The sequence below is a fragment of the Roseobacter sp. HKCCD5988 genome, from assembly GCF_037830355.1.
Taxonomy (GTDB): Bacteria; Pseudomonadota; Alphaproteobacteria; order Rhodobacterales; family Rhodobacteraceae; genus M30B80.
Genome location: NZ_JBBLYJ010000001.1, coordinates 407,518 through 433,965 on the forward strand (window position 1 = coordinate 407,518; position 26,448 = coordinate 433,965).

The 26,448-nt window shown below is 56.3% G+C and carries 27 protein-coding genes and 1 pseudogene; 14 read left to right on the forward strand and 14 right to left on the reverse strand.

Annotated features, from left to right (window positions below):
* Positions 1-41: 41 nt before the first annotated feature.
* Together mobA and AAC636_RS02060 are read left to right on the forward strand one after the other, a co-directional pair.
* The gene (gene mobA, locus AAC636_RS02055; RefSeq protein ID WP_340300225.1) at positions 42-644 is read left to right on the forward strand and encodes a molybdenum cofactor guanylyltransferase MobA; all 603 of its coding nucleotides are present in this window, start codon (positions 42-44) and stop codon (positions 642-644) included.
* The gene (locus tag AAC636_RS02060; protein ID WP_340300226.1) at positions 641-1,516 is read left to right on the forward strand and encodes a molybdopterin guanine dinucleotide synthesis; all 876 of its coding nucleotides are present in this window, start codon (positions 641-643) and stop codon (positions 1,514-1,516) included. The genes mobA and AAC636_RS02060 overlap by 4 nt, the downstream gene beginning before the upstream one ends.
* On the opposite strand, the pseudogene AAC636_RS02065 reads toward AAC636_RS02060, so the two are convergent.
* The 4 genes and pseudogenes from AAC636_RS02065 to argH all read right to left on the reverse strand — a co-directional run.
* Positions 1,513-1,746: pseudogene (locus tag AAC636_RS02065) on the reverse strand (hypothetical protein); the annotation flags it as partial. The gene AAC636_RS02060 and the pseudogene AAC636_RS02065 overlap by 4 nt on opposite strands.
* A gap of 129 nt (positions 1,747-1,875) precedes the next feature.
* Positions 1,876-2,346 carry a transcription elongation factor GreA gene (greA, locus tag AAC636_RS02070; protein WP_317656815.1) on the reverse strand — a complete coding sequence of 157 codons (471 nt, stop codon included), beginning with the start codon at positions 2,344-2,346 and terminating at the stop codon, positions 1,876-1,878.
* Between the two features lie 157 nt (positions 2,347-2,503).
* Complete coding sequence (locus AAC636_RS02075; protein WP_340262243.1) at positions 2,504-2,629, reverse strand: hypothetical protein; 126 nt, start codon at positions 2,627-2,629, stop codon at positions 2,504-2,506.
* Positions 2,629-4,020, reverse strand: a complete 1,392-nt coding sequence (argH, locus tag AAC636_RS02080) for an argininosuccinate lyase (RefSeq protein ID WP_340300227.1) — start codon at positions 4,018-4,020, stop codon at positions 2,629-2,631. Before argH ends, AAC636_RS02075 begins: the two co-directional genes overlap by 1 nt.
* A gap of 41 nt (positions 4,021-4,061) precedes the next feature.
* On the opposite strand from argH, the gene AAC636_RS02085 reads away from it, so the two are divergent.
* On the forward strand, positions 4,062-4,622 hold the full coding sequence (locus AAC636_RS02085; protein WP_340300228.1) for a TlpA disulfide reductase family protein: 561 nt from the start codon (positions 4,062-4,064) through the stop codon (positions 4,620-4,622).
* On the opposite strand, the gene mtaB is transcribed toward AAC636_RS02085, so the two are convergent.
* The 4 genes from mtaB to AAC636_RS02105 form a co-directional block, all read right to left on the reverse strand.
* On the reverse strand, positions 4,619-5,878 hold the full coding sequence (gene mtaB, locus AAC636_RS02090; RefSeq protein ID WP_340300229.1) for a tRNA (N(6)-L-threonylcarbamoyladenosine(37)-C(2))-methylthiotransferase MtaB: 1,260 nt from the start codon (positions 5,876-5,878) through the stop codon (positions 4,619-4,621). The two genes, AAC636_RS02085 and mtaB, sit on opposite strands and share 4 nt — an antisense overlap.
* A complete protein-coding gene (gene dapF, locus AAC636_RS02095) occupies positions 5,875-6,720 on the reverse strand; it encodes a diaminopimelate epimerase (protein WP_340300230.1) in 846 nt (281 codons plus the stop codon). Before dapF ends, mtaB begins: the two co-directional genes overlap by 4 nt.
* Positions 6,721-6,773: 53 nt before the next feature.
* Positions 6,774-7,247, reverse strand: coding sequence for an acyloxyacyl hydrolase (locus AAC636_RS02100; protein ID WP_340300231.1), 474 nt, complete (start codon positions 7,245-7,247; stop codon positions 6,774-6,776).
* 92 nt (positions 7,248-7,339) lie between these two features.
* On the reverse strand, positions 7,340-8,212 hold the full coding sequence (locus AAC636_RS02105) for a porin (RefSeq protein WP_340300232.1): 873 nt from the start codon (positions 8,210-8,212) through the stop codon (positions 7,340-7,342).
* 305 nt (positions 8,213-8,517) lie between these two features.
* Between AAC636_RS02105 and AAC636_RS02110 the strand changes: the two genes are divergently transcribed.
* The 3 genes from AAC636_RS02110 (at position 8,518) to holA (ending at position 12,715) form a co-directional block, all read left to right on the forward strand.
* The gene (locus AAC636_RS02110) at positions 8,518-9,006 is read left to right on the forward strand and encodes a DUF3576 domain-containing protein (RefSeq protein WP_340300233.1); all 489 of its coding nucleotides are present in this window, start codon (positions 8,518-8,520) and stop codon (positions 9,004-9,006) included.
* A gap of 110 nt (positions 9,007-9,116) precedes the next feature.
* Positions 9,117-11,675, forward strand: a complete 2,559-nt coding sequence (gene leuS, locus AAC636_RS02115; RefSeq protein WP_340300234.1) for a leucine--tRNA ligase — start codon at positions 9,117-9,119, stop codon at positions 11,673-11,675.
* Between the two features lie 14 nt (positions 11,676-11,689).
* Positions 11,690-12,715, forward strand: coding sequence for a DNA polymerase III subunit delta (gene holA, locus AAC636_RS02120; RefSeq protein WP_340300235.1), 1,026 nt, complete (start codon positions 11,690-11,692; stop codon positions 12,713-12,715).
* Here the strand turns inward: holA and AAC636_RS02125 are convergent.
* Genes AAC636_RS02125 through AAC636_RS02135 form a run of 3 tightly spaced genes read right to left on the reverse strand, consistent with a single transcriptional unit; the run spans position 12,712 to position 15,348 of the window.
* Positions 12,712-13,908: a TIGR03862 family flavoprotein gene (locus AAC636_RS02125; protein WP_340300236.1), complete on the reverse strand. Its 1,197-nt coding sequence runs from the start codon at positions 13,906-13,908 to the stop codon at positions 12,712-12,714. The two genes, holA and AAC636_RS02125, sit on opposite strands and share 4 nt — an antisense overlap.
* On the reverse strand, positions 13,905-14,561 hold the full coding sequence (locus tag AAC636_RS02130) for an enoyl-CoA hydratase/isomerase family protein (protein WP_340300237.1): 657 nt from the start codon (positions 14,559-14,561) through the stop codon (positions 13,905-13,907). The genes AAC636_RS02125 and AAC636_RS02130 overlap by 4 nt, the downstream gene beginning before the upstream one ends.
* A gap of 19 nt (positions 14,562-14,580) precedes the next feature.
* Positions 14,581-15,348 (reverse strand): SDR family oxidoreductase, encoded by a 768-nt coding sequence (locus AAC636_RS02135; protein ID WP_340300238.1) that lies wholly within the window; start codon positions 15,346-15,348, stop codon positions 14,581-14,583.
* 150 nt (positions 15,349-15,498) lie between these two features.
* Between AAC636_RS02135 and AAC636_RS02140 the strand changes: the two genes are divergently transcribed.
* From AAC636_RS02140 to lpxK, 6 genes are all read left to right on the forward strand, one after another.
* Entirely contained in the window at positions 15,499-16,854 is a 1,356-nt protein-coding gene (locus tag AAC636_RS02140) for a hypothetical protein (RefSeq protein ID WP_340300239.1), read from the forward strand.
* 89 nt (positions 16,855-16,943) lie between these two features.
* Positions 16,944-18,308, forward strand: a complete 1,365-nt coding sequence (locus tag AAC636_RS02145; protein ID WP_340300240.1) for a TldD/PmbA family protein — start codon at positions 16,944-16,946, stop codon at positions 18,306-18,308.
* Positions 18,295-19,107, forward strand: a complete 813-nt coding sequence (locus AAC636_RS02150; protein ID WP_340300241.1) for a 3'(2'),5'-bisphosphate nucleotidase CysQ — start codon at positions 18,295-18,297, stop codon at positions 19,105-19,107. Before AAC636_RS02145 ends, AAC636_RS02150 begins: the two co-directional genes overlap by 14 nt.
* Positions 19,108-19,163: 56 nt before the next feature.
* Positions 19,164-19,400 (forward strand): DUF4170 domain-containing protein, encoded by a 237-nt coding sequence (locus AAC636_RS02155; protein WP_317656784.1) that lies wholly within the window; start codon positions 19,164-19,166, stop codon positions 19,398-19,400.
* 13 nt (positions 19,401-19,413) lie between these two features.
* Positions 19,414-20,724, forward strand: a complete 1,311-nt coding sequence (locus AAC636_RS02160; RefSeq protein ID WP_340300242.1) for a 3-deoxy-D-manno-octulosonic acid transferase — start codon at positions 19,414-19,416, stop codon at positions 20,722-20,724.
* Complete coding sequence (gene lpxK, locus AAC636_RS02165; protein WP_340300243.1) at positions 20,711-21,703, forward strand: tetraacyldisaccharide 4'-kinase; 993 nt, start codon at positions 20,711-20,713, stop codon at positions 21,701-21,703. Before AAC636_RS02160 ends, lpxK begins: the two co-directional genes overlap by 14 nt.
* Here the strand turns inward: lpxK and AAC636_RS02170 are convergent.
* From AAC636_RS02170 to AAC636_RS02180, 3 genes are read right to left on the reverse strand one after another with little or no spacing between them, the layout of a single operon-like run.
* A complete protein-coding gene (locus tag AAC636_RS02170) occupies positions 21,675-22,820 on the reverse strand; it encodes a CaiB/BaiF CoA transferase family protein (protein WP_340300244.1) in 1,146 nt (381 codons plus the stop codon). The genes lpxK and AAC636_RS02170 overlap by 29 nt on opposite strands.
* On the reverse strand, positions 22,817-23,440 hold the full coding sequence (locus AAC636_RS02175; protein ID WP_340300245.1) for a DsbA family protein: 624 nt from the start codon (positions 23,438-23,440) through the stop codon (positions 22,817-22,819). The genes AAC636_RS02170 and AAC636_RS02175 overlap by 4 nt, the downstream gene beginning before the upstream one ends.
* Positions 23,441-23,459: 19 nt before the next feature.
* Positions 23,460-23,990 (reverse strand): DUF721 domain-containing protein, encoded by a 531-nt coding sequence (locus tag AAC636_RS02180; protein ID WP_340262199.1) that lies wholly within the window; start codon positions 23,988-23,990, stop codon positions 23,460-23,462.
* A 66-nt stretch (positions 23,991-24,056) separates the two neighbouring features.
* Between AAC636_RS02180 and mutY the strand changes: the two genes are divergently transcribed.
* Positions 24,057-25,157 (forward strand): A/G-specific adenine glycosylase, encoded by a 1,101-nt coding sequence (mutY, locus tag AAC636_RS02185; protein ID WP_340300246.1) that lies wholly within the window; start codon positions 24,057-24,059, stop codon positions 25,155-25,157.
* Between the two features lie 78 nt (positions 25,158-25,235).
* A complete protein-coding gene (locus AAC636_RS02190) occupies positions 25,236-26,369 on the forward strand; it encodes an alkane 1-monooxygenase (RefSeq protein ID WP_340300247.1) in 1,134 nt (377 codons plus the stop codon).
* Positions 26,370-26,448 lie beyond the last annotated feature (79 nt).

Sequence of the window (26,448 nt, forward strand, 5' to 3'; positions counted from 1 at the left end):
TGCGATCTAGCCTTGATGGGCGAAGGATGCAATCTGCGCGGATGGATAAGGGCAAAGCAATGATCTGTGGCGTGATCTTGGCAGGCGGGGAAGCGCGCCGCATGGGCGGGCAGGACAAGGGACGGCTGCTGCTGCGGGGCCAAAGCCTCTATGCGCATGTTATTGACCGCGCGCGCCCGCAGGTGGATCATTTGATCCTCTCCGCCAATGGCGACCCCGCGCTTTATGCTGATCTTGGGCTTGATGTGGTTGCTGATGGCGCATTCGCCGCGATGGGGCCACTTGGCGGCGTTTTGGCGGCATTGCGCACGGCCAAGATGCATGGGGCGCAGCGGGTGATGAGCTTTGCCTCAGACAGCCCGTTTTTTCCAAGCGATATCGTGGCGCAATTATGCGCCGCACAAGGGCATGGCACATTGGTTTTTGCTCAGGATCAAAGCGGGGGCATACATCCAACATTTGCGCTATGGGATGTTGATTTGGCCGATCCATTGGCGGCAGAATTGCGCGGGGGTGGCCGCAAAATGCGCGATGTCATGGCGCGATTGGGCGGGGTTTCCGCCCCTCTTGATGCACATGAACAGGTGTTTTTCAACATCAATACAAAGGCTGATTTGGAACAGGCCGCTGAGATGGCCTTGTGAGCGCGGGACGCTTTGATCATATCGTGGTGGTCGATTGGTCGGCACGGGCCACCCCAAGCCCCAAAGCCCCCACGAAGGACGCGATTTTCATTGCCCATTCGGCGCATGGTGCAACGCCACAGGTGAGCTATTATCGCACGCGCGCCGATGCGATGGCCGCGCTTGAGCAGCTGATGACAGACACCCTTATGCGGGATGAACGCATCTTGGCGACCTTTGACTTTTCCTTCGCCTACCCTGCGGGCTTTGCAAAGCACCTGACAGGCAAGGCCGATGCGCTATCGGTTTGGCCGCTTTTTGCACAGATGGTTGAGGATGGGCCAGACAACGCGAATAATCGGTTCGATGTGGCCCGCGCGCTTAACCGCCGTTTTCCTGGGGTTGGCCCCTTTTGGTGCGTGCCAAAAACACAGGCCTGCCCTGATCTGCCCGCGCGCGACCTACGCCAAGGACATCATCTGCCAGAACGGCGCAAAGTTGAATTGGCCTATGGCAAAATGCAGCCGGGGTGGAAGCTTTACACCACGGGATCTGTGGGATCTCAGGCGATCCTTGGGATCGCAAGATTGCAGTCCTTGCGCGGGCAGTTTGGGTCGGCGCTTGCCGTGGCGCCTTATGACGGGATCGAGCGGCCTATCGTGTTGGCAGAATGTTGGCCGTCTTTGATGGCGAAAGAGATCGCACATTATGCTTTAGCGGGCGAAATCCCAGATGCCGCACAGGTGCGGGTGATTGCCGCGAGTTTGGCCGCTTTGGCCCCTGATGATCTTGCAAAAATGCTTGTCGATGGTGATGCCGAGGAGGGCGGTGTTTTGGGTGCGGGGCATGAGGTGCTGTTGCGCTCTGCGATCCATGCGGCCTTGGGGCCCTAGTCAAAAATCCCAGTCACACGCCCGAGCAACATAAAGGCCCGTGCGCTGCGGGTGGCACTGAGTTTGACAATATCTTCATCGGTTGCAGCCTGCTCGAACTGACAGAAAACGCGATCAAATTCGCGCAAATACTGATGCACTGCTTCGCGGAAGGTTGTGTCTTGCCGCATCCGACCAGTGGAAAGCGCGATGGAAGACCGATCTCGAATACCGCCAAGCGATGCAATCGCGCAGTCCAAAGGACATCGCGCCATCGGCGCATTGAAGAAAACCAACCGCACGGCCCACCCAAATCTGCTTGTCCCGCGTGAAGCGATGCGCAAGCGTCAATCTGGGTTGAGGCACTGCTGCGGGGATCATCACACGTAGGTCACCTTCGTGATCTCGTAATCCTTGCTGCCACCGGGCGTTTTGACCTCTACGCTATCGCCTTCATCTTTACCGATCAAAGCGCGGGCCAAGGGCGATTTGATATTGAGCAAACCTTTTTCGATATCGGCCTCAGATTCGCCGACAATCTGGTAGGTTTTTTCTTCCTCAGTATCCTCATCAATCAACACAACCGTGGCGCCGAATTTAATCGGGCCAGACAGGGTCTTGGGGTCGATGACCTGTGCAAGGCCCAAAATCCCCTCTAATTCCTTGATGCGACCTTCGATGAAGGACTGTTTTTCGCGGGCCGAGTGATATTCGGCATTTTCCGACAAATCCCCATGCTCGCGCGCTTCAGCAATCGCCTTGATGACAGAAGGGCGCTCAACACTACGCAGATGCTTCAGCTCGGCATCAAGGGCGCTATACCCTGTCGGGGTCATCGGTATTTTTTCCATTGGAACTCGGGGCCTCAAACTTAGGTCTTGGAATGGTCAATCGTCTTAAAATGAGCAGTCTGACCCCAGACGTTAGGGGCTCTTTGCCCTAGTTTCAACGGGCAAGACGCAGAACGCCACACGCGGCGCAAGAAAATGACCCAAACGCCAAGCAGGCTTAGTAGGTCACTGCGTTTTCGTTTGGCGGCTCAGGCGGGCCATCTGCGCCGCAGGCGGCCAAAGTTCCACCCAAAGTCAGGGCCAATAGCCCCAGCTTAATCCATGATGCAAAAGAGCGCCCCATCACGCCAACCTTTCTTTCCATCGTGCAATTTGCAGGCGCACCTGATCGGGTGCGGTGCCGCCATAGGATTGACGCGAGGCAACCGAGTTGTGAACCCCCAAAACATCAAACACGGCCGCAGTGATGTTGGATTGCACTGTTTGCATATCCGCAAGGCTGAGATCAGGTAAATCACAGCCCCGATCTTCGGCCATTTTGACAAGCGCGCCTGTTACATGATGCGCTTCACGGAATGGCAGACCCAATTCCCGCACTAACCAATCGGCGAGATCAGTTGCGGTTGAAAAGCCAGATGCGGCGGTGCGCTCTAGTGCGTCTTTATTGGCGCTCATGTCGCCCAGCATCCCCGCCATTGCGGCCATTGCGATCATGAGGTTGTCGGCGGCATCAAAGACTTGCTCTTTGTCTTCCTGCATATCCTTGGAATAGGCCAAGGGCAGACCTTTCATGACCGTCATCAAGGCCACATTCGCCCCCATGATCCGCCCGATTTTGGCGCGGATTAATTCCGCCGCATCAGGGTTTTTCTTTTGCGGCATGATGGAGGAGCCTGTTGAAAACCGATCCGACAGGGTCACAAAGCGGAATTGTGCCGAAGACCAGATCACCAATTCCTCAGCCAAGCGCGACAGATGCATCGCGCAAATGGCAGCCGCCCCGAGATAGTCTAGGGCGAAATCGCGATCTGAAACCGCATCCAAGGAATTCGCCATAGGCCGATCGAAACCTAGGGCTTCTGCGGTCATGTGGCGGTCAATTGGAAAAGATGTGCCTGCAAGGGCGGCCGCACCAAGTGGGCATTCATTCATCCGCGCGCGCGCATCTTGAAAACGCGATAAATCGCGGGCGAACATCTCGACATAGGCCATCATGTGATGCCCCCATGTTACGGGCTGCGCGGTTTGAAGATGGGTAAAGCCAGGCATTACCCAATCAGCGCCCGCTTCGGCCTGCGCCAATGCCGCGCGGATCAAGGCCTGCAGCCCCTCAATGGCCGCATCCATTTGATCCCGCACCCATAGGCGAAAATCGGTAGCGACCTGATCATTGCGTGACCGCGCCGTATGGAGACGTCCTGCGGGCTCACCAATCAGGGTTTTAAGCCGCGCTTCGATATTCATGTGAATATCCTCAAGGGCGGTAGAAAATTCGAATGTGCCGCTCTCAATTTCTGACAAGATCGTGAGCAGGCCTTCCCTGATCGTCTCGGCATCTTTACTGCTGATGATGCCTTGGGCGGCGAGCATAGCAGCATGGGCGCGTGAGCCAGTGACATCTTGCGCGCTGAGCCGTTGGTCAAAACCGATGGATGCGTTAATCGCCTCCATCAAAGCATCTGGCCCTGCGGCGAAGCGACCGCCCCACATTGCGTTTGAAGATTTCTGTGCCATGTTCTGTTTTATCCGCCGATCAAAGAAAGGATGCCGCTAGGATGCTCCCGCGCCGTATCATTGCCCTGCTCTACATTGCCTTGGGTTTCTGTGCAAATGCCGCCTTTGCGCAAGATCTTTCGCAGCTGCCCCGTGATGGGGATATGCGCGGTCTGGTAATCGCCTCAGAGCCTGTGCCTGTGTCGGATTTGCCTTTTGTTGATGAGGATGAAGTTGAAGGGCGCTTGAGCGATTATCGCGGGAAATATGTGGTTCTCAATTTTTGGGCCAGTTGGTGCGCGCCCTGCCGTGAAGAAATGCCAAGCCTAGAGGCATTGCAACGTCAGTTTGGCTCAGATCAGTTGGAAGTGGTCACGCTCGCCACGGGGCGCAATTCCCCGCAGGCGATCCGCAGATTTTTTGAGGAAATTGGCGTAGAACATCTGCCGATGTTTCGTGACATCAACCAACAGATCGCGCGCCAAATGTCGGTGATGGGCTTGCCGATTACGCTGGTGATTGATCCCGAAGGACGCGAGATTGCGCGGCTGATGGGAGATGCCCATTGGGACAGCCCGGAGGCATTTGCCTTTTTCGAGGCACTTTTGGCGGAAGCAATCTAGGCTAAAAGCCGTCCGTCTTTGTGGCCTGAAATTGTGGCGGCGATGATCTGACCTGTTTCTTGCGCCTCATTGAGGCTGACTTCAGTGAAGTCTTCGGTGCGGCCAAGATGGGGATTTTCCATCAAAATCTGATGGGTTTTGCTAATCTCGCCCGATAAATGTTGGGCGAGGGCCCGATCCCCAGCGGCGCGCAGCCGTGCCGCGCGGTCTTTGATTGTGGCGCTTTGCAATTGTGGCATCCGTGCCGCTGGCGTGCCTTGGCGCGATGAGAACGGAAACACATGGAGCCAGGTTAGCCCGCACTCCTCAACCAATTTGAGGGAATTTTCGAAATGTGCTTCGGTTTCTGTCGGGAAACCTGCAATGATATCTGCGCCAAATTTGATCTCAGGCCGCAGGCGGCGCGCCTCCTCGCAAAAGGCAATGGCATCTTCGCGCGCATGGCGGCGCTTCATACGCTTGAGGATCAAATTATCGCCATGTTGAAGGCTCAGATGCAGATGAGGCATCAGGCGGGGTTCGTTGGCGATGGCCTCCATCAACATTGGATCAGCTTCGATGGAGTCGATAGAGGAAATCCGCAGGCGCGCCAGATCAGGAACAAGTTTCAAGATACGCATGACCAAATCGCCCAAATGGGGGGCTTGCGGGAGATCCGCCCCCCATGAGGTCAGATCAACCCCCGTGAGCACCACCTCTAAATAGCCGCGGTCGACCAAGCGTTTGATTTGATCCACCACTACACCCGCGGGCACGGAGCGTGAGTTGCCGCGCCCAAATGGGATAATGCAAAAGGTGCAGCGATGATCACAGCCATTTTGAACCTGCACATAGGCGCGCGCGCGGGTGCCAAAGCCGTCAATCAGATGCTCGGCTGTTTCGCGCAAGGACATGATGTCATCGACCATGACCTTTTCGGTTTGGCCGATGAAATCAGGGCCGCTGAGCTTGGCCCATGTTGCAGGTTCCATCTTTTCGCGATTGCCAATGATGAGGTCAACTTCGCCCATTGCGGCAAAGGTTTCGGGCTCGGTCTGTGCGGCGCAGCCCGTCACCACGATCCGCGCGCTTGGATTGTCGCGCTTCACCTTGCGGATTTCTTGGCGCGCTTTGCGCACGGCCTCGGCCGTTACGGCGCAGGTGTTAATGATCACCGCATCCCTGAGGCCCGCTGCGGTGGCCATATCGGTCATCGCTTCGGTTTCATAGGCATTGAGCCGACACCCAAGCGTTCGAAATTCAGGTGGCTTTGTCATGGGTTTTGCAGGCGACTTATGAAATCTTCGGTCAATTCAGCGGTGAATACATGGGCCGTTGGCCCTGTCATCCAAACGCCATCCTCGCGCCACTCAATCCAAATATCACCGCCATCAAGGGTCAGTTTTACCGCCCGACCTGTCAGACCCCGCCGCGCCGCTGCAACCGCCACCGCGCAAGAGGATGAGCCAGAGGCAAGGGTTATGCCTGTTCCCCGTTCCCAGACCCGCATCCTCAGATGATCTGGCCCAAGGAGCGAGGCGAATTGCACATTGGTACGCGCGGGGAACAGCGGATGATGTTCGACTTGTCGGCCGCGGGCGGACAAATCCACCGCTTCGGCATCTTCAACAAAGAAGCTGCAGTGAGGGTTGCCCATGCCTGTCCCAACAGGATCACCTTCGAGGGGCAGATGCAGCGTGTCCATCGCCGCGGCTAAAGGGATATCCTGCCACTCCAACAGCGGGGCCCCCATATTCACAGCGGTCAGGCCGTTGCCGCGATCCTGCGCAATCAGAACTCCACGTTCTGTGCGCAGGCGGATTTGATTAAGGCCCTGTGCCGCCATTTCATAGGCCGCAATGCAGCGTGTGGCATTGCCACAGGTTGCAGAGAGGGACCCATCGGCATTGTAAAAGGTCAGTGCTAAATCCGCCTCGTGATCGTTTTTGATCAAGGCCAATTGGTCAAACCCCACCCCACGATGACGATCTGCAAGCGCGCGCGCCAAATCAGCCGTCATGGTGACCTCGCGCTTGCGCGCGTCCATGACGACAAAATCATTGCCAAGCCCGTGCATTTTCATGAAGGGCAGGCCGATATATGTGTGCGGCTCAGACATGGATGCGCCTATAGCGCAAGCGCGCGACGAATGGGACTCGAATTTTTTTCCGTTTAATGTCGGATCGATAGACGGATCATCGCCATGTCAGTCCCCGGGTTCCATCTCTCGATACTGCCGTTCGACCAGTGGCTCAGCGCAAATGAAATTGCATAGTTATCCGAAATATTCATTCCAACACCAAGTGTGGAACGAAAGTGCAAGTTGCCGCCTAAGTCTGTAGCTCCCTGGCTGTAGTATCCCGGCATGAAGCTGCCTTCGATAAACATTCTATCGCTGAGTGAGTACTCACCACTAACACCAAATCCGATCCAGCTATCATCGTCAGATTCATTATGTACTGCCCCGGCCCAACCTGCAGAAAATTCAGGCTTTGCAACTAAGGTATCGGTCCAATGATACTCAATGACCCCTCCATAGCCGCCGCGATGAATGTCACGCACAGCACCAAGCACAGTAGTATCTGCATATGCTATGCCGCAAGTAGCAAGTAGAGCTGTGAGAGCGCTTATAAGGTGGTTGTGCATGCATGAACTCACTTTTTTGATAATTGGAGCCTTCATAAAAAGAAAAGAGCGGGCCTAAACCCGCTCTTTCCGATGCAAATAATCCAATAGGATTAGAATGCTACGTTGAACCCGAGGTCGGTAACAGTTGTGCTTGTGCCAGCTGTTGCGTCAACACGACCGACACCGCCTGCAAGGGAAACGCCACCGCCGAGATTGGTTTTGAAGCCAATACCGAAGTCAGACTTGTCCGCAGCAACGTCAGTAGAACCATACACTGCGCTAACAGTCGTGTTAGCATCCAAAGCGTAGGAGGCAGAGAAACCTGTTGCAGAGTTGGTGCTGTTGTCAGCAAAGAAACCAGCAAAATTGATGCCGCCTACGGCATAGGTCAACCCAAGCGATGTGCGGGAATCATTTGCTGTTGCGCTGTCATCAACATCATAGCCAAGTGTTACGCCGAGGCCGCTGTTGCTGAAGCCCAACAAAATGCCATAGTCGCCATCTGACGCCGCGCCAGCAGCAGTTGTACCCATCGCGTAAGAAATCGTTACGCTCATGTCATTAAATGTTGTGGAATATACAACATCTGCTGAGCCGAGTGCGCGGATGTCTTCCACGTCGTCATCAACGCCCAACGAGTCAAAACCAACATCAGCCAAGCCATGACCATCGGCTGCAGCGGATACGTCACCTACGGTAATTTTACCGAAAGGACCGGAGATGTAAGTTTCTTGATCGCTAACAGAACCGGCAGTTGCGCCAGTTTGATCGTCGATGTCAAAGGATGCACCAATTGTGTAGCCTGCATCTGTGGTTGCAGAAGCAACAACGTTGATATCGATTTCGTTGTGGATGTAAGCATCAGTGCCGTTAGCACCGGTGTCTTTGATACCGAAGTCTGCGGAACCGGTCAGTGTGATGTCTGCAGATGCGATGCCTGCAGAGGCAACGAGAGCAGAAGTAGCCAGGAGAACCTTTTTCATGGTTTATTCCTCAATTTCTGTTTTTCTATTAACGTCATCGTGCGGTGCGTCCACACTATGTACACGGTTGTCTTCGCCCACTCTTAATACGATTACAACGAAATCAGCCATTTACTGACAATCTTGCGTAAGTGGTGATGCAGAGATGCAACACTGTCCTGGAGGGTCTGTAAAAATTCGAGGGATCAAGGGTATTGCTGCGAAGTCTTTGCTCAGTTACGAAGAGCGACATAAGATTTATTACGCGCCATGGCTTCTGAGCTATACAGATGCGCCGTACCACATCAAAGTAGAGGCAATGTAAAATGGCGGTATGGACCTTCGGACGATCAGGTTTTTTGGCTCTCACCTTAACGGTCCTAAGCGCATGTAGCTTAGTCACCGGACGAGTCAGCACCGATGACGGCGAGGTCGTTGAAAATGCGACAGTTGCAGAGCAAGAAAATCGGCGAGAAACGATATGGGATATGTTTGAGAACGTTGATGATCCAAACGTAACGGTCGAAGTGAACCGCTTCATTTGGATTGCCAGCCTCGAGGTGTTCGATTTCCTTCCGATAGAATCAGCTGACCCATTCTCCGGCATCATCAATTTTGGCTATGGCACGCCACCAGGCGGTGGCACGGCCTATCGTGCAACGGTCTATGTCAGCGACCCTTCATTGGATGCGCGTGCGCTGCGCGTTGCAGTGGCCACGCGTGGTGGCCCTGTCAGCCGCGAAACCACGCGACAGATTGAAGATGCGATCTTGACCCGCGCCCGCCAATTGCGCATCCGCGACTCGAGCCTGTAATCACGCGGCGAATTCACGCTATACCTCTAGACCTCTTCAGGCGGGCGGCATAAACACGCGCCCGACTATACCCGCTTGGCCCCGAAAGCCTCATGTTTCAGGAGTTCGCAATGTCGCGCTACGATCCGTCCCAGATTGAAGAGAAATGGCAGCAGGCATGGGATGCGGCCGCAATCTTTAAGGCCAAATGCGATCCCGCGCGCGAAAAATATTATGTGCTTGAGATGTTCCCCTACCCATCGGGGCGCATCCATATCGGACATGTGCGCAATTATACTATGGGTGATGTCATTGCGCGGTTCAAATCATCCACTGGCTTTAACGTGCTGCATCCTATGGGGTGGGATGCGTTTGGAATGCCTGCCGAAAATGCAGCGATGGAAAATGGCGGCCACCCTGCTGATTGGACATATCAAAACATCGTCACAATGCGCGGCCAGATGAAACCCTTGGGCCTGTCGATTGATTGGGATCGGGAATTTGCCACTTGTGATCCTGAATATTACGGACAACAGCAAGCGCTGTTTCTCGATATGCTAGAGCAGGGCTTGGTCTACCGCAAAAACGCGGTGGTGAATTGGGATCCGGTCGATATGACGGTTCTCGCCAATGAACAGGTCATCGATGGCAAAGGCTGGCGTTCAGGTGCTGACGTAGAACGGCGTGAGCTGACGCAATGGTTTTTCAAAATCTCAGACATGGCGGATGATTTGCTTGGCGCATTGGATCGTTTAGACGATTGGCCCGAAAAAGTGCGCCTGATGCAAGCGAATTGGATCGGCAAATCCCGCGGGTTGCAATTCGGCTTTGAGCTGACCGCGCCCGCGCATGGTCATAACACGATCAATGTTTACACCACCCGTCCGGATACGCTGATGGGGGCCAGTTTTGTGGGCATTTCCCCCGATCATCCGTTAGCCAAAGCACTTGAAGCAGAAAACGCTGAGATTGCCGCATTCTGCCAAGACTGCCGTAAGGGTGGAACAACTGCCGAAGCCTTGGAAAAGGCCGAGAAAAAGGGCCGTGATACGGGCCTGCGTGTGCGCCACCCGCTTGATCCGTCCTGGGAATTGCCTGTTTGGATCGCGAATTTCATTTTGATGGATTATGGCACGGGCGCAATTTTCGGCTGCCCCGCCCATGACCAGCGCGATTTTGAATTTGCGCGCAAGTTCGATCTGCCGATCACCCCCGTTTTTGTGGCCGAGGGCGCGGAAGAAGCCCCTTTGGCCGAAGCCTTCGTGCCAACCAAAGCCGAGCGTGTGCGCTATATTCGCGGCTTTGGAGGCGAGGCGGTGCAAACAGGTGACACCGCAGTGGATGCCGCAATTGATCTCGCTGAGGCGAGGGGTTGGGGCCAAGGCGTGACCAAGTTCCGACTGCGCGACTGGGGTTTAAGCCGCCAACGTTATTGGGGCTGTCCAATCCCTGTGGTGCATTGTGCCACCTGTGGGATTGTTCCTGAGAAAAAGGAAAACCTGCCCATCGAACTGCCGCGCGATGTCAGTTTCGACATTCCGGGCAACCCGCTGGATCGTCACCCGACCTGGCGCGACTGCAGCTGCCCTAGCTGCGGTGCGCCTGCGCAGCGTGAAACCGACACGATGGACACATTCGTGGACAGTTCGTGGTATTACGCCCGCTTCACCGCGCCGCGCGCGGCAACACCCACCGATGCCGCCGAGGCCGAATATTGGATGAATGTAGATCAATATATCGGCGGGATTGAGCACGCGATTTTGCACCTTCTTTATTCGCGCTTCTTCGCGCGCGCGATGCAAAAGACGGGGCATTTGCCCGCAAAATGCGCCGAGCCGTTCAACGCACTGTTCACCCAAGGCATGGTAACCCATGCGATCTATCAAACCCGCGATCAAAATGGTCGCCCCGTCTATCACTTCCCCGAAGAAGTCGAGCTGCGCGAAGGCAAAGGTTTCCTAAAGAATGGCCGGGAGGTTGAGATCATCCCTTCTGCCAAAATGTCGAAATCGAAACGCAACGTGGTCGATCCTGTGGCGATCATAGCCCAATACGGCGCCGATACCGCGCGGTGGTTTGTCCTCTCTGACAGCCCGCCCGAGCGTGATGTGGAATGGACGGCTGCGGGGGCCGAAGCCGCGTTTAAACATTTGGGCCGTGTCTGGGCCTTGAGCGAAAAAATCGCGGATATGCCGAAAGATGCGGCAGGTTCAGGCGATCAAGACCTAATGCGCGCCATGCATCGCGCCATTGTTGATGTGACAAGCGGCATTGAAAGCTTTGGCTTTAATGCGGCGATCGCCAAACTTTATGCCTTTACCAACACTTTGGCGAAATCGAACGCCTCGGCCGCCGCACAGCGTGAGGCGATCCTGACCTTGGCGCAGCTCATGTCACCAATGACCCCACATTTGGCCGAAGAAATTTGGGCGCGCCAGGGCGGGTCTGGTTTGGTAGCTACCGCACCGTGGCCCAAAGCCGATGAGGCGATGTTGGTGTCCGATACCGTCAACTTACCCATCCAGATCAACGGCAAACGCCGCTCGGAACTGACCGTTGCGAAAGATATGCCGCAACAAGAGGTTGAAAAATTGGTTCTTGCGGATGAGGCTGTGGCAAAGGCGCTTGAAGGTCGCGCTCCCCGCAAGCTGATTGTTGTGCCAGGGCGGATTGTGAATGTCGTTATTTAAGGCAGTGTAACCCGATGAAGCTTTCCACCTCAGAGGCGGCGCGGTTTATCACCCGCCCCGATACAGGGGCGGCAGGCGTTCTGATTTATGGGGCAGATGCGATGCGGGTGGCAATTAAGCGCCAAGACCTGCTTGCCAAGCTTTTGGGGCCAGATGCCGAAAGTGAAATGCGCCTTACCCGTATGATGGGGGCATCTTTGCGCAGTGATCCTGCGGCTCTTTTGGACGCGATTAAGGCGACAGGGTTCTTTCCAGGCCCGCGCGCCGTCTTTGTCGAAGATGCAACAGATGCCGCCGCCCCCGCGATCACAACCGCCATAAACGAACGGGGCGCAGGTGACGCCCAAATCATTGTGACAGCGGGGCAACTGACACCACGCTCGGCGCTAAGAAAATTGTTTGAAACCCAAAAATCGGCTTTTTGTATCGCCGTTTATGATGATCCGCCCAGTCAGGCTGAGGTCGAGGCCGAATTGAAAAAGGCGGGGCTATCTGCAATCGCGCAAGATGCCTCTCGTGACTTGGTCGCCCTCGCCCGCGCGCTTGATCCTGGCGATTTCAGGCAGCTCTTGGAAAAGCTGGCCCTCTATAAACTGGGCGATGAGAGCCCTCTCTCTTCGGCGGAGGTTGCTGCATTGGCGCCTGCCACGATTGATGCGGAGATTGACGAAATCTTACACGCCGCTGCCGAAGGCGCCCATGCGCGTGTCGGCGCCCTGATGGCACGGCTTGGTGGTCAGGGGGTCACGGCGGTTGCACTTTGTATCGCGGCCTTGCGCCATTTTCGCACGCTGCATATGGCCGCCTGTCATCCACAGGGGCCAGCGGCGGGGTTTTCTCCGAAAACAGGGGTCTTTGGCCCGCGCAGGGATCGCATGGTCAAACAAGCGCAGGCTTGGGGCGTTACACGCCTTGAGGATGCGGTGCAAAGCCTGATCGAGACGGATTTGACCCTCCGCTCAAGTTCACAAGCCCCGCAATTGGCAGTGATGGAGCGCAGTCTCATCCGCTTGGCCATGATGCCGCGCAACGCCCGCTAGGCTGCTGCACGCGCCGCCCAAAGGCCCGTGGCAAAACAGGCTGTCAGCAAATAGCCACCCGTAGGCGCATCCCAATCGACCATCTCGCCGATACAATAGACATTTGGTAGGGCGCGAAGCTGCAAAGTATCGTCTAGCGCAGACCATGCGACCCCGCCCGAACTAGAGATTGCGCGATCCAATCCAAACGGACCGCTATGGGGGATGGGCAAGGCTTTGATGCGCTCTGCCAGCGCTTTCGGCTCAGTGGGCAGGGATTTGCACATTTCGAACAAAACTGCGCGCTTTGCCCCGTCTATCCCAAGGGATTTGCGCAGGATATTCGACAAACTGTCTTTACGCCTGCCCCCTTTTTTAAGACGCGCTGCAACATCGTCCAGACTGCGGTCAGGGCAGAGGTCAAGGCTGAGCATCGCCCCCTCTCGCATCTCGCGCGAGAGGGCGTAAACCCCGCCGCCCTCAATGCCTTTGGCGGTAATCACGATCTCACCCGCCACAGATTTTTCGCCCGCGCGCAAGATCAAGGATTTGAGCGGATGACCAAAATGCGGGCGCATATGGTCTGACCAGTTGATATGAAACCCCATATTCATTGGCTCAAACGGAACCGTTTCGACCCCGCGCGCGCTCAGATATTCAAGCCATTCGCCGCGCCCGCCTAAATTCGGCCAACTCGCGCCCCCAAGGGCCAAGAGTGTTGTGGTGGCTGTGATCTCACGCGGCCCTTCTGCTGTAGAAAAGCGAAACGCCCCGTCTGACCCCCATCCATCCCATGTGAAATTGCGCCAAATCTCCACGCCTTGCCCGCCCAAGCGCTGCAACCAGGCGCGCAGCATGGGTGAGGCTTTCATCGCCTTGGGGAACACACGCCGTGAGCTGCCTGTAAAGATCGGCTGCCCTAATGTATCGCGGGTAAAGCGTATAACTTCTTCAGGGCCAAAGGCGCGGATCATCGGCGCAAGCGGCGCAACCGATGGCCCATAGGCCGCAAGAAACGCCTCAAGCGGTTCATCCATTGTGAGGTTCAACCCTGATTTTCCCGCCATGAGAAACTTACGCGCAGGGGAGGCTTTGCCCTCCATCAAAACAACCCGCCGCCCAGTATGGGCCAAATAATCGGCAGCCATCAGCGCGCTCGGCCCCGCGCCGATGATCATCACGTCCAATGTGATAGGGTCGCGTCCGCCCGTCATGCCGTGCCGTCAGGGATCATCGCCTTGATGGCGCGCAGCACCTCGGCTTTGCCCGAAATCGCGGCTTCGGCCATATGTTGCGCCTCCTGCCAAAGCGCCTCTTGTGGCACGATCTTGTCAATCAGCCCAAAGGACAGGGCCTCTTTTGCGGTAAATTTTGCGCCTGACAGCAGCAGCAATTTTGTGCGCGCAGGGCCTATGAGCGCAGTCAGACGTTTGGGGTCTGAGGGCTGCGGCAAAAACCCAAGTTTTGCGACAGGGTAAAAAAATGAGGCGCGATCAACGCTGAGGCGCAGATCACAGGCCAATGCCATCCCCATAGCGCCGCCTGCCAATGTGCCATTCAGAGCCGCAATCGTCAGGCAAGGCAGCGCGGCAATCGCGCCTGACAACGCCTCCCAGAGGGGCGAGGTAGCTAGACCCGCGCGGGCCGCGTCCAAATCCGCACCTGCACAAAAGACCTTTTCGCCCGCCCCTGTAATAACCAACGCGCGCAAGTTGGGATGCGCCTGTGCCTGTTTGGCGATGCTGACCAAGGTGGCAAGCATATCTTCGGTCAGGGCATTCGCTTTGTCGGGACGATCAAGCGTCACGCGCCACAGCGGTGCTTGGCTTTGGGGCAAGCTTTCTGGGAAACTCTCTAACCTGATCATCGCAAAATTCCTTTTCGCCTCACACAAGCCCCAATTTGCTCCGCAAAGTGGGATCGCGCAGGCTGATATCTTGGCCCAGATGCCCATCCGCTTCGGATGTGGTCATCCACAAGAGAGCGCGCGCCACCCAATGCGGCGCGATATGGTCAGCCCAATCAATCTGCGACACAGGGTTCATCCCACTTGCCCGAATATCGCGTTGCATCTGCGTGGCGACAGTCCCCGGTGACAGCCCAAGCGCACGGATACCTGCATCACGATATTCCAAATCAAGGCTTTGTGTCAGCATCGCCACAGCCGCCTTTGACGCACAATAGGCACTCCACCCCTCATACGCATTTTTCGCAGCCCCTGACGAAATATTGATGACTGTGCCTGCACCGCGCGCCACCATATCGGGCAAACAGGCCTGTGTGGTTGCAAATAACCCTGTGACATTCACCCGCATCAGATTATCCCACGCCTGCAAATCTGCTTCCCCCATGCGCGCGATGGGCGCAATCAGCGCGCCATTGTTGATCAAGATATCAATGTGGCCAAGCTCGGCTTTGATCTCGTCAAAGAGCGGGGCAATCTTGCCTATCTCACTTAAGTCACAGGGATAGGCCCGCGCCCCTTCACCGATTGAGTTTGCCACGTTTTTTAGATCCGCTCCTGAGCGCGCCAATAATGCAACTTTTGCGCCTGACTGCGCAAAGAGCGCGGCAGTGTCTGCCCCAATCCCACGGCTTGCGCCTGTGATTACAACGGTTTTTCTCGATAGGTCGGTTTCAAAAAGATGAGACATGATCGCGGGGCTTTCTATTTCTTGGGCAGGCGGATCGGCGCTTGACCTTAAGCGCAGGGGGCGAAACATTGGGACATACTGTCGGTGTCGCCGTTGGGCCTGTGAATGTCAAAGATGAATTCAAAATATATTTGGCGTCCAGCTCTATCTATGGCTTTTGTCCTGTCCTCTCTGCCTGCCTTTGCACAAAGCCTCGCGCCCGTTGACATGGCGCTTGAGACGTTCCGCGAAATCGCCGCAGATGCAGGGCATGAGTTTCCCTTTGACGCGCCACAGGTAATCGGCACACAGGTGTTGGTAGAGAACCTGCAAATTATCGAAGCGGATGATCCGCATTCGGCCGTAGATACAAGCATGAGAACGGCCCGCGCTTTTTTTGCCCTAAACGCGGAAGGTGATGTGGTGATCACACTGCCTGAGACGATTGTGATCGCTCTGACCCCTACAGAACGGCCCGCGCGGGATCTGGTGGTGGATCTGCCTGCATTGCCTGAGGTGACGGTGCAAAGTGCAAACGGCATCACGCTAACGTGGGATGCAGAAGCAGAAGAATTGGCCTTTCAGGCTTTGGGCGGCGTGTTGATCCAAGCGGGTGAATTTACCCTGCGCAGCACTACTTTTGAAGGACAATCTGTATTTTCGGAAACACCCATTGCGCATCGTTTTGGCCTTGGCACAGTGCAAGGCGGAATCGGGGACGGGGCTTTGGCCCAATTCGCGCTTGAGGGGGCTGCGCTTGCCCTTGACGGCTGGGGCGAGACAGCTTCACTTGGGTTTGAGGCGGCCAATGGACTGGTGGCCAGAAATCCGATTTCTGCTTTTGCAAAGCCGATGGGGCTGGATCAAGCAGGGCGGCTTGGCTTCGCGCTTGGGGCGGGTAATCTCAGCTACAGGGAAACAGACGAAAGTCTTAGCGCAAGCCTCAGCACCGATAGCGTGTTTTTGGGGGCCGAATTTGGCGAAGAAATCCCCATTTTGTGGCGCATTGGGCCAAGCCGCTTGGCCGCTAATCTGCCATTATTGAACCGCGAGGGCGGGCCGTTTGCCATCACAGTGTCAGTGGCAGATGCCATGCCCGAACCCCCCGTTTGGGATTGGATAGATCGCGCAGGTCTTTTGCCCCGCGAAACTGGTGCGATTGAGCTCGATCTTGCAGGTGGTCTGGGGCCTGCCCCCGAAACTGGGATCCGTCTGCCTTTGTCATTGGCGCGGCTGCAAATTAACAGGGCCAACCTCACGGGTGCAGGCCTTGATTTCCGTGCGACAGGTGGGCTTGATCTGACATCTGGCGCAGGGCCATCGCGGGTGGATATCAGCGCGCGCGGGCTTTTCACCTTTCTGGAGGCGATGACCCAGTCAGGCCATCTTGATCCAAGCCAATTTGCGATGATCGCAGGCGCAATTGATCTTTTCGCCACCCGAACCGAAGACCAAGATCAGCTTGAAAGCGCAATTGATCTGACCCAAGAGGGAAAGATCATGATTGGCGGAATGCCTTTGCAATAAAGGTTAAGGGTTCTTGCGCTGCGTCCTTGCAGCGCTTAGGTCACGCATAGCCCCTGACGGGCTGTTTTGGCCAGAAAGGATGCTTTGCGATGACAGACAGCCCTTCGAACACAGCGGCGCTGCGGGATCTGGCGGAACAGATTTTGGACATTGCCAAATCTGCGGGTGCGGATGCGGCAGATGCGATGGTGGTGCAAGGGGTCTCGCAAACAGTGAGCTTGCGCAATGGCGCGTTAGAGCAGGCAGAACGATCCGAGGGCACGGAAATGGGCCTTCGTGTCATGGTGGGCCAACGGCAGGCTTGTGTTTCGGCAGCAGATTTACGCCCAGACACGCTGCGTGACATGGCCGCGCGCGCGGTGACTATGGCACGGCTTGCCCCCGAAGACCCAACCGTTGGCTTGGCCGATCCCGCGCAACTAAGCTCAAAGCGCGATGCATCAGGTCTTGAGTTGAGCGATGACGGCGCGGCACCTCTGCCCGCCGAGATGGAGGATGAAGCCCGCTGCGCCGAGGCTGCGGCCCGTGCCGTTGCCAAAGTCACCCAAATTCAGTCCTCAAATGCAGGCTACAGCCATCGCACGATCTTTCTTGCGGGCAGCAACGGGTTTGCCGGCGGCTACGTCCGCAGTGATTATGGCCTCTCCTGCGTGGCAATTTCAGGCGAAGGCACAGGCATGGAGCGGGATTACTACGGGGATGGCCGCATTTTCCGCAGTGATCTGATTAGCCCCGAAGAAATAGGGCGTGAAGCTGGGATGCGTGCTGCTGCGCGCGCAGGGGCGCGAAAGCCAAAAACAGGGAAATATCCCGTTTTCTTTGATGAACGTGTCTCCTCAACCCTCATCGGTCACATCTTGGCCACGATCAATGGCAGCGCGATTGCACGCGGGTCGAGTTGGTTGCGCGATGCATTGGGTGAGGCGGTTTTGCCTGTTGGGTTTGATCTGCTGGAAGACCCTTTGCGCAAGCGTGCAGGCGGCTCGCGCCCCTTTGACGCCGAAGGTTTGGCGGCACAAAAGCGCGCCTTCATACAAGATGGCAAGCTGGCCTCATGGGTGCTTGATCTGGCGACCGCGCGAAAATTGGGTCTGGACAGCACCGCCAATGCCGCGCGCGGTCTCACTAGCCCGCCTTCGCCAAGCGTTGGGAATCTCGCCTTGGTCGGGCCAGAGGTCGAACGTGAGACGCTGTTGCGTGAGATGGGAACGGGGCTATTGGTGACATCCTTGATCGGCAGTTCCATCAACCCAACCACAGGCGATTATTCGCGTGGCGCGTCAGGGTTTTGGGTTGAAAACGGCGAAATCACCTATGCGGTTAATGAATGCACCATTGCAGGAAATTTGCGCGACATGCTTGGCACGATCCGTGCAGCAAATGATGCGCGCCCGCATCTGTCGCGGGTTATCCCCTCGCTTCTGGTAGAGGAGATGACGATTGCAGGGGCCTGAGCGGCAAGATCGCGATGATCTGACCCTATTGATAGAAGCGGCCCGTGCCGCAGGCGAGATTGCCCTGCGCTATTGGCAAAATGACCCCAAGGCTTGGGAAAAATCCGAAGGGGCAGGCCCCGTCACAGAAGCGGATTTGGAAATCGACAAGATGTTGGCGCGCGATCTTCAGGCCGCGCGTCCCAGTTACGGGTGGTTGTCGGAAGAAAGCCATGATGACCCTGCCCGTCTGGCCGCGAAGCGGGGTTTCATCGTTGATCCCATCGATGGCACCCGCGCCTTTATGGATGGCTCTGGTGATTTCTCGCATGCATTGGCCGTTGTAGAAGATGGGCTCGTGCGTGCGGCGGTGGTCTATCTGCCTGCTGTCGGCAGGCTTTATGCCGCTGCGCGCGATGGGGGCGCGCTGTGCAATGAGACGCCCTTGCGCATTTCAGGTCATGCCGAAGAAGCGGGCGCGCGCATTCTGACCACCAAGGTCAATTTTGAACCGCGCTATTGGCCACATGGCGCGCCACCTGTGAGCCGCCATTTTCGATCCTCTCTCGCCTATCGTTTGGCCCTTGTGGGCGAAGGGCGCTATGATGGGATGCTGACCTTTCGCCCAACTTGGGAATGGGACAGCGCCGCAGGCAGTCTTATTGCCGCCGAGGCAGGTGCCAAGGTCTGCGACCGAGAGGGGCAGGATTTGCGCTTTAACCGCCCCGACCCGCGAAGTGCGGGCGTTTTTGCAGGATCACGCGCCTTGGTGGATAAATTCATGGCGCGGCTTTCGGGTCAAACTGGCTTGACCGCCTGAGCCAAAACCTTAGGGTGCGCGCAGGTTTTCAAGGCTTCTTGTTAAGGAAATAATCTATGGCACAGCGTCTGCATTTGGTATTTGGGGGCGAATTGGTCGACCCTGCCCGCACGGAGTTTCGCGATGTGAACGATATTCATATCGTGGGAATTTTCCCTGATTATGACAGCGCCTATAACGCATGGAAATCTGAAGCGCAGCGCACAGTGGACAATGCGCATATGCGCTACTTCATCGCCCATTTGCATCGCCTGCGCGATGAGGAGCAGGCCAATTCCGCGCAAAGCGAGTAAGGGATTGCATCAGATGCGGTCACGCTCCTTGCTGCTTTGGCTTTATCTTCTGTTTTCGCGTCATGCTACGGGTTTGGCGGAACGGATTTTGGCGGGCCGTTTGGCGCGCGGCAAAGAGGACGCGGCGCGTATCAATGAGCGGCGCGGTATTGCCAGTCAAGCGCGGCCCGATGGGCCATTGATCTGGTTTCATGCGGCCTCTGTCGGCGAGGCGCTTTCCCTTCTTGAGCTGATCCGCCGCATCCGTGAAGAGCGCGAAGACCTCACGATTCTGGTTACGACAGGCACCCTGACATCTGCGGCTGTCATGGGGCGGCGTTTGCCTGCTGATGTAATCCATCAATTCGTGCCTTTGGATATTGTAGGTTTTGTTCAATCTTTTCTGAACCATTGGCAGCCAGACCTCGCCATCTGGACAGAGTCCGAATTGTGGCCTGCCATGATCGTTGAGACGCATCGGCAAGGATGCCCGATGATGTTGCTCAATGCGCGCATCTCGCAAGGGTCAGCGCGCAATTGGCGGTGGTTGGGCGGAATGGCCCGCGCGCTGCTGTCGCGCTTTGATTTGGTGCAAGCGCAAGATGATCTGACCGCCTCTCGATTGCGGGGGTTGGGCTTGTTGCCATCTCGCATCGAAGTGACAGGCACCCTCAAGGAAGGTGCGGCGGCGCTTCCCCATGATGAGGCGCAGCGCCAAGATCTCTCGCAGCGCCTTGGCACCCGCCCCGCATGGGTGGCGGCTTCCACCCATGCGGGCGAAGAGGACTTGGTCTTGGCCGCGCATCGGGCCGTGTTGCGGTCAAACCCGCGGGCCATTCTGTTGCTCGTGCCACGCCATCCTGAGCGCGGCGCAGATATTGCGAAACTCTTAGAAAGCGATGGCTGGACATTTGCACAGCGCAGCACTGGCGCTCTGCCTGATCGCGACACCCAAGTGTATCTTTCAGATAGTTTGGGCGAGTTGGGCCTTTGGTATCGGCTTGCCCCGATTTCCTTTTTGGGGGGCTCTTTGGTTGATATCGGGGGGCATAATCCATTTGAACCTGCGGCCCTTGGGTCGGCCATTCTCTATGGGCCATATGTCAGCAATTTCACCGATATTTTTGATCGCTTGCAGGCGGTCGATGCCGCGCGGCAGGTGCGCGATTCCGAAAGCCTCGCCCGTGCAGTGGATGAGTTGATGAACCCAGAACGGGCAGCCGCTATGGCCAATGCCGCATGGGAAGTATCCTCAACAGGGGCTGCGGTGACGGATCGTGCCCTCAATGCTATCCTACAGCGGTTGGAACAACGCGAAGCGGATCAGCGCAATGCAAGCACCTAGATTTTGGTATCGCGCGCAGCCTAATGCAGTGGCCTATGCCTTGCGCCCACTGAGCGCGCTTTATGCGGCAGGCACGGCGCGCAAATTGGCAACAGGCGCTCGGGCGAAACTTGGCGTGCCTGTGGTCTGTGTTGGCAATTTGACCGCAGGCGGAACTGGGAAAACGCCCACAGTGATTGCCATTTGGGAAATCCTAGCAGGGCTTGGCGCCACCCCCCACATTCTCAGCCGTGGGTATGGTGGAACACTCACCCAAACAACACGCGTAGACCCGACCCGTCACAGCGCAGCTGACTGTGGTGATGAACCCTTGCTTTTGTCAGCTTTTGCGCCTGTATGGGTGGGCCAAGATCGTCTGCAAAGTGCCAAATCGGCCATTGAGGCGGGGGCCGATATTTTGATCCTTGATGACGGGTTTCAAAATGCAAGTCTGGCTTATGATCTGTCCTTGATTGTGGTGGATGCCGCGCGTGGATTTGGTAATGGTCTGGTCATCCCCGCAGGCCCGCTGCGTGAGCCGATTGCAACAGGCCTTGCGCGTGCGGATTTTGTTCTATCCATTGGCGAGGCAGATCAGCAGGCGGCGTTTTCAATGCGCCATCCAGACCTCCTTTGCCCCCATCTTACGGGCCATCTGGCGCCGTTAAATATGGGGATGTCCTTCCAAGATATGCCCGTTTTGGCCTTTGCAGGGATCGGTCATCCTGAAAAGTTCTTTGCCACATTGCGCAAAATGGGTGCGCGTATATTGCGGGCTGAGGCCCTCAGCGACCACCAACCTTTAAGCGATGCCTTGATGGCGCGGATTTTGCGCGATGCGCAAAGCCTTGGGGCGCAGCCTGTCACAACCGAAAAAGATGCGGTGCGCCTGCCTGATGCGCTGCGGCGTGAGGTGTTGACGGTGCCTGTGCGCCTGCGGCTAGACCAAGACTACCCTTTGCGGGATCGCCTTAGCGGGATTTTTTCGAAAAGCCCGTGATGCCATCATCCTCGCCCAATTTCGGCGCGGGACGTTCAAGCGCCAAATCAGCCCCCGAAAAATGAAAAGGCGGCCGCGTGCTTGGCACGCCCTCAAGATCAAGGCGAAACCCGCGCGCCACGGCCTGCGGATCGGCGAAGGTTTCTGCAAGTGAATTGATCGGCCCCGCAGGCACAGATTTCACTTCGCACGCCTCTATTAGGGCAGATTTGCTAAGGCTGCGCGTCTTAAGTTCAAGCGCGGCGTTCAGGCTGTCGCGGTTCTTCACACGATCTGCATTGGTGCGATATCGCGGATCCTGTCCCAACTCCGCACAGTCCAAAATCTCGCATAGTTTTTGGAATTGCCCATCATTGCCAACCGCGATGATGATCCAGCCATCCGCGCATGGAAAGGTTTGATAAGGCGCGAGATTGGGATGGGCATTGCCCATACGATTGGGGGCTTGCCCCGTTGCCAAATAATTCATTGCTTGATTGGCCATCATCGCGGTCGCGGCATCAAAAAGCGCCATATCAATATGCTGCCCTTGGCCTGTGCGCGCGCGCATATGCAACGCAGCCAAAATGGCGTTTGAGGCATAAAGACCAGTGACAATATCCGTGACGGCAACGCCAACCTTTTGGGGATGATCCTCGGGGTCGCCTGTAACAGACATCAGCCCAGACATGCCTTGGATGATGTAATCATAGCCCGCGCGATGCGCATATGGCCCATTTTGGCCGAACCCCGTGATCGAGCAATAAATCAATGCAGGGTTTTCGCGGGCCAGACTTGGGTAATCGAGGCCAAATTTGGCCAAGCCACCAAGTTTGAAATTCTCAATCAAAACATCCGCTTCGCGCGCCAAAGCAATCATGCGGTCGCGGTCTTTGGCAGATTTAAAGTCCGCGATGATGGATTTTTTGCCGCGATTGGTTCCATGAAAATAAGCCGCGCTTTCATCTCCCTCACGAGAGATAAAGGGCGGGCCCCAATGGCGCGTGTCATCACCATCGGGGCTTTCGACCTTGATCACTTCGGCGCCCAAATCTGCCAAAACCTGCCCCGCCCATGGCCCCGCCAAAATGCGGGCAAGCTCTAGAACTTTGACACCTGCAAGGGGGGTTCTGTTCATTGGTTGCGGGCAAGCGCGTCTTCGATCCGCGACGCGATGTCCTCATAGGCCATATTGCCATACAGCGTGCCGTCAATGACCAGGGCGGGGGTGCCCTCAATCGGATATTCTACGCGATTGGCTTCGTAATTATCGATCATGGCCTGCGCGGTTTCGGCATCCTGCATGCAGGCGTCCAATTCTGCATCCGTCAAACCCGCAGAAAGACCTATGCGCCGCAGATTGCCCGCGATGGTCGCAGCATCACCTTGGGTCCATTCCCTCTGCGTACGGTAAACAATATCGGCCACGCCAAAATAGCGCATTTCGCCTGCGCAACGCGCCACCATGGCCGCCCACAAACCTGGGCGGTCAAAGTAAACTTCACGATAAACCAATCGCACTTTGCCTGTTTCAATGTAATCGCGCTTTAGCTGAGGCAAAACTTGTAGGTGAAAAGTGGCGCAATGCGGACAGGTGAATGAGGCATATTCGATCAACTCGACAGGCGCATTAGGATCACCAAGAGCAAAATCCGCAATCTCAGGGGCGGCGCTTGCGTCTTGAGCCATGCCAAATCTGGGAAGGGCGGATACAAAAGCCGCTGCGGATGCTGCGATCAAGGCCTGTCTGCGATCCATAATATTCTCTCTCTGTAAATTAGGATGTCTGTTTTCTTATGACGCGCTGCGCCAGACGTTCAAGAGCATCGCGCAACCCCTCATCGGTGATGTGCGCTGCTGCGGCCTTGGCCTTGGCGTTCACGATTTCTATTGCCTCTTGGGGCAATTCTGGCCGGGGGCGTGGTGCGATGAAGTCACGCGCAAGGCTCTGTCCCGCCGTTTGGGTCAAGGATATTTTGGACACAGCATTATAACCATAAGCCGCGTTTACCTTTGTTCTGATATCTTCTTTGCGCATCTCAAGAATTGGGGCATGCGCCCCGCTCGTCAAAAGCACTAAGGTGGCCCCAAACCCATCACGCCCATGGGAAAGTTTTACAGGGCGCGCGATATCTGCAAACTCAGGCCCCATGATCTCCCGCCACTGGGTGATCAGTCGTGCCTCAGCGAAACCACGCCGTTCTGCGGGGCTTTTTATTTGCGCCATAACAAGCTTAGCCGCGGGTTCAAACCCACGGTTACGGCGGCTTGCCTCTTTGGGCGGGATATGATCGCTTGCTTTTCTCATCTGCGGGTCAATTTAGGGGGTATGAGACAGATTGACCAATCAAAACCGAAGACAGGGTGATAAAGCTTGTGTGACGAGATTGAAATAACGGATGACCTCTCGCGTGACCTGTTGGCGTGGTATGATGACCATGCGCGCGATATGCCGTGGCGGGTCGGGCCCGCGGCGCGCAAATCAGGGGAGCGTCCAAACCCATACCATGTGTGGTTGTCTGAGGTGATGCTACAGCAAACAACCGTGGCAGCTGTGCGTGACTACTTTACCAAGTTCATCTCTCTCTGGCCTCGGATTGAGGATCTTGCAGCAGCGGAAGATGCGGATGTCATGGCGGCTTGGGCGGGGCTTGGCTATTATGCAAGGGCGCGCAACCTGCTCAAATGCGCGCGCGTGGTTACTGATCAACACGCGGGGATATTCCCAACAACCGAAGAGGCGCTTTTGACGCTTCCCGGAATTGGCCCTTACACCGCCGCTGCGATCGCGGCGATTGCCTTTGACCGCCGCGCAGTCGTCATGGATGGCAATGTAGAGCGTGTCATGGCGCGCCTCTTCGCAGTGGAAACCCCGCTGCCCCGTGCAAAGCCTGAGTTGAAAGCCCATGCCGACGCCCTCACCCCTGCACAGCGGACGGGGGATTACGCGCAAGCCGTCATGGATTTGGGTGCCACGATTTGCACACCACGCAGCCCCGCCTGTGGCATTTGCCCGATCATGACTCAATGCGCCGCCCAAAAAGCGGGCATTGCGGCGGAATTGCCGCGAAAGGAGCCAAAACAGCCCAAACCAACGCGGGTTGGTCATATTTACTTAGCCTTTCGGCCCGATGGTGCGGTTTTGGTCGAGCAACGCCCCGAAACGGGTCTTTTGGGGGGGATGCTTGGCTTTGTCACCAGCCCTTGGGCGGGGGTAGATGATCCCGCGACGCCGATCGTGGAGGCGCTTGCGCCTCCCATTGAGGGCGAATGGCACGACATGGGCCAAGAGGTGCGCCATACCTTTACCCATTTCCATCTGCGCCTGCGCGTGCATCTGTGCCATGCCTCTGAAAACGCGAGCCCGCAGCAAGGTTATTTCCTGCCCCGCGCCAAGTTCCGCGTTGCGGACATGCCAACAGTGATGCGCAAAGCGTTTGACCTTTGCCGCATCGACACGCGGCCTTCACCCTGAGCATAATTGTATATTTTCATATATAATATTTCTCTATATCTACGTTCAGGATGACAGCATGAGCTGTGAGGTAGAGGCATGTTCAGGTCAAATTATTTGGCATCGCTTCGTGATGTAGCCCCGTTTTGGGTCTCGCTTCTGCTCATCCCTCTTTTGGTCGCAGTCAGCCAATGGGGCGGGTGGAGCATCCTTTTGGTGCTTGCGGCCACTTGGTGGTTGTTTCCGCTGTTGGATCAAGTATTCGGCCGCGATCCAACCAACCCTGATGAGGCCGCGCGCCTCAACTCTCTGTTTTGGTATCGCGCAATCACCTTGATCTGGGCACCGTCACAATTCGGATTGGTCTTTGGGTTGATTGCATATCTCGCCACCAATCCTGCACATCTGACGCTTACCGAGCAATTCGGGTTGGCGGCCTCTTTGGGTGTTGTCCCGGGAATGATTGGTATCAATTACAGCCATGAATTGATGCACCGCCCCGCGCGGTTGGAACGTGGCTTGGCCGATATCCTACTGGCGGTGACGCTTTATTCGCATTTCAAAACCGAACATCTTTTGGTGCATCATATCCATGTGGCCACCCCGCGTGACCCTGCTTCTGCGCGATATAATGAGGGGTTTCACCGCTTTTTCCCCCGTGTTTTGATCCAGTCGTTCAAATCTGCATGGCGGGCCGAAGCGCAGCGCCTCGAAAAGCGCAGGCTTGCACTATGGCATAGAAGCAATCCGTTCTGGCGTTACGGGGGATTGCAGGCAGGCATGATGGGATTGGCCTATGCCATTGGCGGGAAATGGGGCCTTGCTTTCTTCGCTGTGCAGGCCTTTGTTGCGGTGTTCCATTTGGAAATCACAAATTACATCGAACATTACGGCCTCACGCGGGCCTACAAAGGCGCGGGGAAATATGAACATGTCAAACCCCGCCATTCGTGGAATGCGGATCATCGGGCCACGAATTGGTTGCTGATCAACTTGCAGCGTCACTCAGACCATCATTATCGTCCAGATCGGGCCTATCCGCTGTTACAAACCTATGATCACGATGCCGCGCCGCAACTGCCTTATGGCTATCCTGTAATGGGGATTTTGGCCCTCTGCCCGCCTTTGTGGCGGCGGGTTATGAACCCCAAGGTGCGCGCTTGGCGCAAGCAACATTCTCCGCAAGTCAAGCATTGGACGCCCTATTCGAAAGGGCTGCTTCAAACGGAATAAAAAACCCCCGCCTGATGGGCGAGGGTAAGGTGCGTGCCCCCGAGGCAAAAGCCACAGGCACGGGCGGTATATCGAAAGC